Consider the following 6074-nt stretch of genomic DNA (forward strand, 5'->3'; position numbering starts at 1 on the left):
ATATAATGGACATTAAAAGGGAATCCGGTGCAAAACCGGAGCTGTTCCCGCAACTGTAAGCTGAGTTCTGCTCCACAGGGAGTAGAATGCCTGTTACCCACTTCACACCACTGTGTATTTCTGCAAGCACGGGAAGGTCAGTGACAGGACGCGAGCCAGGAGACCTGCCGAATCCAAACAAGGAATGTTAAACTTTCGGGATAAAGGTTTACAAGCTTAATCGCCTGGGAACATCTCGTTCTTTATAGTCTGAAATGAAAAAACGATGGATAGGGTGTGTCCTAATGGCACTCGCAGGGGCGACACATGCGCAAACCCCTTTGGATTCAATGGATGTACGCGAATTGGACGAAGTAGTCGTCAGCGATTCCAGATTCCCTTTAAAACGGGAGCAATCGGGTAAAACGGTCATTCGGTTGGGACCGGAAATACTCAAAGCCTATCAGGGAGCTTCTGTAGCCCAGGTCCTGAACCAGCAAAGTGGCTTCGAAATTTCCGGGAGCCGCGGAAGGCCCGGGGAAGTGCTCGGGGTCTTTGTTCGTGGAGGCCGAGGGCGGCAGGTAGTTGTACTTATAGACGGGCTTCGGGTATCTGATCCCTCTTCGACAGCCCGGGAATACGATCTTAGGCTTTTGCCTGTTTCCAGCATTGAATCCATCGAAATAGTGAAGGGTGCTACGTCCGTACTATACGGGGCCAATGCCGCCACGGCCGTCATCGATATTCGGACAAAAACACCCGGAAAGACACCCTTTTATGCAAATGCCCAGGGGAGTATGGGCACCCAGAATACCCCGGAGGAATCCGATGCCGATATTGGAAGACTCAGCCATGCGATCCAATTGGGGGGGACCCGCTCTGGCTGGGCATATCAGGGGGCTTTTTCCCACGATTATGCAAACGGGTTGTCCTCCCTTGAGACGGGACGTGAGCCGGACCCGTATTCCAATTGGTCTGCAGATCTTTCGGTGTCCCGGCATTTTCCTGAAAAATCTGTTTTAAAAATCTTTGCGAACCGGGCTCAAATGAATGCGGATTACGACGATTCCTTTAATGGGGTAGATGCCCCTTTCCGTTATAGGACGAATCAGGAGCGCCTGGGATTGAATTGGAAATGGAAAGATAGTTTGCAACAAGTGGAGGCCCTGGGTGCCTACACCCGATTCGATTCTGAAAACCAAAGTGATTTCCCGGGTACTTTTCAGGGGAGTAACTGGACCGCGGATTTGACGTATAAACGGAAAATCGGCTCGGTTATCCATGCCCTGGCAGGTCTTAATGTAATCAACGACAGGGCGCTGCTTGAAGTCGACGAGGAATTTACCCTCGTCGACCCCTATCTGAACCTGGTCTGGACGGGGGCTTCAGGGGTCAACGTCAATGGGGGGGTGCGCCTGAATATGCATTCCATCTACGGCAATCGGGCGGTGTATCACCTGAACCCCTCGTATGCCTATCGTTTGAATACGGGATACCTAAAGGTGATGGGGTCCTGGGCTACCGCCTATATTACGCCATCCCTGGCCCAGTTATTTGGGGCTTTTGGGGCGAATCCGGATCTGGATGCCGAAGACAACCGCACCCTTGAAGCTGGTATGGAATTGAATCTGGATTCCGGTTTCCGTATCAGTGGGCTCTTCTTCGACCGGCAGGAGGAGCATACGATCCTTTTCGACAATGCGGACTTTATTTTTTTCAATGCCTCAGAACCGGTGAGTATCCAGGGTTTTGAAGGGGAAGTCCTGTGGAAGTGGGCACCCGGGAATCGTTTGGAGTTGAATTATACGTTTACCCAACCGGAAGGGGCAAATGCTATCCGGATCCCCAAGCACAAACTCAACGCCATCCTGCAGACGCGTTTGGGAACGCGCTGGTCATCGTTGCTGCGATACAGCTATACAGGTTCCCGGGAGGATACAGATTTTACAACCTTCACCCAGGTGGAGCTGGAACCTTTTTCCCTCATAGACCTGCGCGTGGACTTTACTGTCATTCCGGGGAAGTTAAACGCTTTTTTAAATGCGACCAACCTGTTGAATGAATCTTATACGGAGGTCCTGGGTTTTCAGACTCCCGGAAGAAATGTGATGGTGGGTTGGTCCTTACAATTGTAAAAAAAGCCTCCATCAAGGAGGCTTTTACGTATTTATAGATCCTTTGAAGGACTTACCGAAAATTCTTCAAAAGACGCTCCGGAAGCTGTATATCTTTATCCAGAACCATATTGTCTTTCATGGGCAGGAATAATTTGGAATAGGTGAAGGGCTCAGCCGCCATCGCCGGTTGGTTAAAACTTTTCGCTGTAGCTCCTGATATGGCTTGCAGGGCGCGGGCCAGGAGGGGTTCATTGGGATCTCCCAAAACACCGAGGTTTTCCAGATCCTCCTGCAGCTCTATATCTGGGATAAAACCGTTGATATCTCCGAAATCTCCCACTGCATTTTTATTTCGCCCTACCAGGGGTTGAATAGCCCACGCATTTTCACTATTGATACTGCCTTCCCGCTCCGGGGTATAGATAAAGGGAGCACCCGGTCTGTTCGGATCATCCACCATAGTAAGTGAAAATTCATTCTTACCCCGCGTAGTGGTTCCGATTTTAATCACTTGTATATACGGATTTAGCCCATTGATGACCAGTTCACTGGCCGAAGCCGTACTTCTTGTCGTCAGTATATAGACCCGATCCAGGTTTAGGGTGTTCAAGGGAACCCCTGAAGAAACCGCACTGGCAAAAAAATCTTTAAGGGCATCCGGGTCATCCTCTGTAAAGGCTTCCTGAATAAAGTCGTTCCACTGTTGTTCCAAATAGACCTCGTCTGTGTTTGTCCCATAGATCATGCTGGAGAGTAGGCGGGAAGAATTTACAGATCCCCCGGAATTGTACCTGAGGTCAAGCACGAGTGCGGTAACCCCTCGAGAGACAAAAAAGCCAAACGCCTCGTTCAGTTCCCGGTCAAATTCGTTTGTAAAGCCATTGTACATCAAATAGCCGACATTTTCGCCACCTATATTTTCAAAAACCTCGGTCAGGTATACCGGGTCTTCCTGAAAGTTTTCCTCCTTGGTCAGGGTTACCTCCCTACCATTGGGAACCACATCATTCCCTTGAATATCGGCCATGTTCAGGGTATATGTCGGGTCTTCACCAAAAAGCAATTCCTGATAATTTTCAGCCGTAAGCGTCACCCCATTGACCCCGGTAAACAAATCCCCCCGCTCGATCTCCTTGGTGGAAGCATCTGAATTTGGGAGGATATAGCGCACATATCCAAACACGTTAGAACTCCCGCTGAACTGTATCAGGCCGAATTCCATACCGTTGTTCCGGCTGATCCCGGCCAGACTTTGTGTCAGTTCTGTATAATCATCGCTGTAAAAGCTGAAGCGGTCTTCTGAAAATCGCAACCGGTTGTCAAAAAAAGCGCCCGGATCGCTCTCGGAGGCCAGGAAATTTGTGTACTCTTCATCGGTGGGGAAAGCGTCATCGGCAAGTTCCGGTACATCGGCCTGCCAGAAATACCAAAGGTTCATGGCTTGCCACATAAAATTCTGCACCACCACATCTGCATCCGGGTTCGGATTAGGATTATCGGGTAAGCCCACTCCATCGTCATTGCTACATCCGGCGACAGCGAATGCAATCCATATAAACAACCATTTTTTCATACAATCAATATAAATATCCCCCTTCGATTATCGAGATTCCTTTCAGGGCAAAGCCATACTGCTTTTTGGTTACAAATTCCCGAAAAACAGTTCTTTAGCTCCTTGTTTATCGAACGTTTAAGGAGTCAAAATTAGTATCCTGACAAATCATAAAAAAATTTTTGTAACAAATTTATGATAGTTTCGTCTTCAAGATGTAAACCCGATAGAACAGTTGGAAGCATCAATTCAAAGTTCAATAATGACACAGTCCGAGTTCCTTGAAATTGTTTTACCCTTCAAGGATAAGCTTTACAGACTTGCAAAAAGGCTGCTTGTATCCTCCGAGGAGGCTGAAGATGCTGTACAGGAAGTGCTGATGAAACTCTGGAGTGGAAAGAAAAAAATTGCCGGGTATTCGAATGTGGAGGCTTTTGCCATGACCATGACCCGGAACTTTTGCCTGGATCGTTTAAAATCACGTCAGGCGGGAAATCTGAAATTGGTCCATAGCAATTTTACAGACGGGGGGTCTTCCCTTCAGCAACAGGTAGAGGTGAGGGATAGTCTGGATTGGGTATCCCGGATTATGGATGAACTTCCGGAACAGCAACGGATGGTGCTGCAACTCAGGGATGTGGAAGCTTATGATTATCCGGAAATCGAAAAGCTTATGGATATGAAACCCACGGCCGTCCGGGTGACCCTGTCAAGGGCTCGAAAAGCGGTCCGTGAGAAACTAATAGAAAAACATCGTTATGGAATTGGATAAAATTAAAATAATACTGGAGAAGTACTTTGAAGCCTCCGCAACGGAGGCCGAAGAGCAGGAGTTGAGGAACTACTTTGGCAGTGACGGGGTGGCCCCGGAACTCGAAATGTACATTCCGATGTTCGCATACTTCAAACAGGCCGGTGAGGAACGTTCTGCACGTGAGGTTCCATTAAAAACCAAAAGGAAAAGCTACAGCTACAGATGGATTTCCATCGCAGCAGTTCTTATGCTCATGTTTGGCCTGTATTACGGGAATAAAGTCCGCGAACAGCGCGAAGCGGAATTTGCCTATCAGGAAACCCGGAGGGCCTTTGGCCTGATCGCGCAAAACCTGGACAGGGGTACAGAAAAAGTAGCCTTTCTGGGAGAATTTGAACAGACAAAACAAAAGATTTTAAACAAAAATTAAAAACGAAACATCATGAAAAAGTATCTCGCAATACTCGTATTGCTCCTGACGCCCATCGCGGGGATTTCCCAGTCCATCTTTGATAAATACGAGGATATGGATGAGGTGAGTTCAGTAATTGTAAACAAAAACATGTTCGATCTGCTCATTAAGATGGATGTGGACGTAGATGACCCTGAAGCTCGCGAGTTCATGGACATTGCCCAAAGTCTGAGTGGTTTGAAAGTATTCATAACTGAGGACAAGAACATTTCTGCTGATATGCAAACCACAGTGGATAAATACCTGAGATCAGCTTCTTTGGAAGAACTGATGCGGGTTAAGGACAAAGATGCCAATGTCAAGTTTTATATCCGGAACGGCCGTGACAGCGACCATGTAAGTGAATTGCTGATGTTTGTCACCGGTATAAAGGATATGGATGTAGAAATTGACGATCGTAAGATCGAGACGGTACTACTCACCCTGACCGGGGACATTGACCTGACAAAAATTGGTTCCCTGACTAAGAAGATGAACCTTCCGGAGGAACTGGAAAAGGCTGAGAAGAAAAAGTCTAAGTAATAACAAAAATCGATCGGGCAGTACATGTATTGCCCGGTCGATTAAATAGCACCAATCATGAAATTAAGCAGACTATTATTCTTTGCCCTTGGCAGTATAGCCATTTTGACAATGACATCAGGTTGTTCAAGTGGCCCAAGCCTTCAGGAGTATTTTGTCAGTAATTCGGAAAACCCAAATTTTTTGGCTTTGGACGTTCCGGCGAACATCCTCAATCTCAGGGAGGCAGATCTGGATGAGACCCAGGTGGAAGCACTCAGATCGCTCCGCAAATTGAATATCCTGGCCTTCAGGAAGACAGATGAAAACACGGCAGCCTTTACTTCAGAGCGCGCCAAAGTGGATAAGATTCTGAAGAATTCGGATTTCAAAGAGCTTATGAAGCTCAATTCCAAATTTGCGAAGGGAGTGATTAAATATACCGGAGAAGGGGATGCCATTGATGAAGTTATCATTTATGGATCCAGTGAGGATAAGGGGTTTGCCCTGATTCGTGTTTTGGGGGAGGATATGAATCCGGCCCATTTGATGCAACTCATGCAGGCTGTAGAAAACGCCGATATAGACGGGGAGGGGCTCCGGGAACTCTCTGATTTGTTCCAGAGTTAGCCTCCGATAAAATAAAAGATACTGGGAATCCCGGGTTTCACAATGTGGACCCGGGATTTTTTCATTCAG

At 47.4% G+C, this 6074-nt stretch carries 6 protein-coding genes and 1 riboswitch; of the genes, 5 read left to right on the plus strand and 1 reads right to left on the minus strand.

Annotated features, from left to right (window positions below; translation table 11 throughout):
* A riboswitch (cobalamin riboswitch) is annotated at positions 1–186 on the plus strand. This riboswitch is flagged as partial in the annotation.
* Between the two features lie 68 nt (positions 187–254).
* The gene (locus WBV75_RS12740) at positions 255–2114 is read left to right on the plus strand and encodes a TonB-dependent receptor plug domain-containing protein (RefSeq protein ID WP_424120967.1); all 1860 of its coding nucleotides are present in this window, start codon (positions 255–257) and stop codon (positions 2112–2114) included.
* 52 nt (positions 2115–2166) lie between these two features.
* Here WBV75_RS12740 and WBV75_RS12745 read toward each other — a convergent pair whose 3' ends face one another.
* Positions 2167–3669: a S41 family peptidase gene (locus tag WBV75_RS12745; RefSeq protein ID WP_424120968.1), complete on the minus strand. Its 1503-nt coding sequence runs from the start codon at positions 3667–3669 to the stop codon at positions 2167–2169.
* Positions 3670–3910: 241 nt separating this feature from the next.
* On the opposite strand from WBV75_RS12745, the gene WBV75_RS12750 reads away from it, so the two are divergent.
* From WBV75_RS12750 to WBV75_RS12765, 4 genes are all read left to right on the plus strand, one after another.
* Positions 3911–4420 carry an RNA polymerase sigma factor gene (locus WBV75_RS12750; RefSeq protein WP_424120969.1) on the plus strand — a complete coding sequence of 170 codons (510 nt, stop codon included), beginning with the start codon at positions 3911–3913 and terminating at the stop codon, positions 4418–4420.
* A complete protein-coding gene (locus tag WBV75_RS12755) occupies positions 4407–4832 on the plus strand; it encodes a hypothetical protein (protein WP_424120970.1) in 426 nt (141 codons plus the stop codon). Before WBV75_RS12750 ends, WBV75_RS12755 begins: the two co-directional genes overlap by 14 nt.
* Before the next feature lie 12 nt (positions 4833–4844).
* The gene (locus WBV75_RS12760) at positions 4845–5396 is read left to right on the plus strand and encodes a DUF4252 domain-containing protein (protein ID WP_424120971.1); all 552 of its coding nucleotides are present in this window, start codon (positions 4845–4847) and stop codon (positions 5394–5396) included.
* Positions 5397–5507: 111 nt separating this feature from the next.
* Positions 5508–6005: a DUF4252 domain-containing protein gene (locus WBV75_RS12765; protein ID WP_424120972.1), complete on the plus strand. Its 498-nt coding sequence runs from the start codon at positions 5508–5510 to the stop codon at positions 6003–6005.
* Positions 6006–6074 lie beyond the last annotated feature (69 nt).

Origin of the sequence: Robiginitalea sp. (genome assembly GCF_049588695.1) — a bacterium.
Taxonomy (GTDB): domain Bacteria; phylum Bacteroidota; class Bacteroidia; order Flavobacteriales; family Flavobacteriaceae; genus Robiginitalea.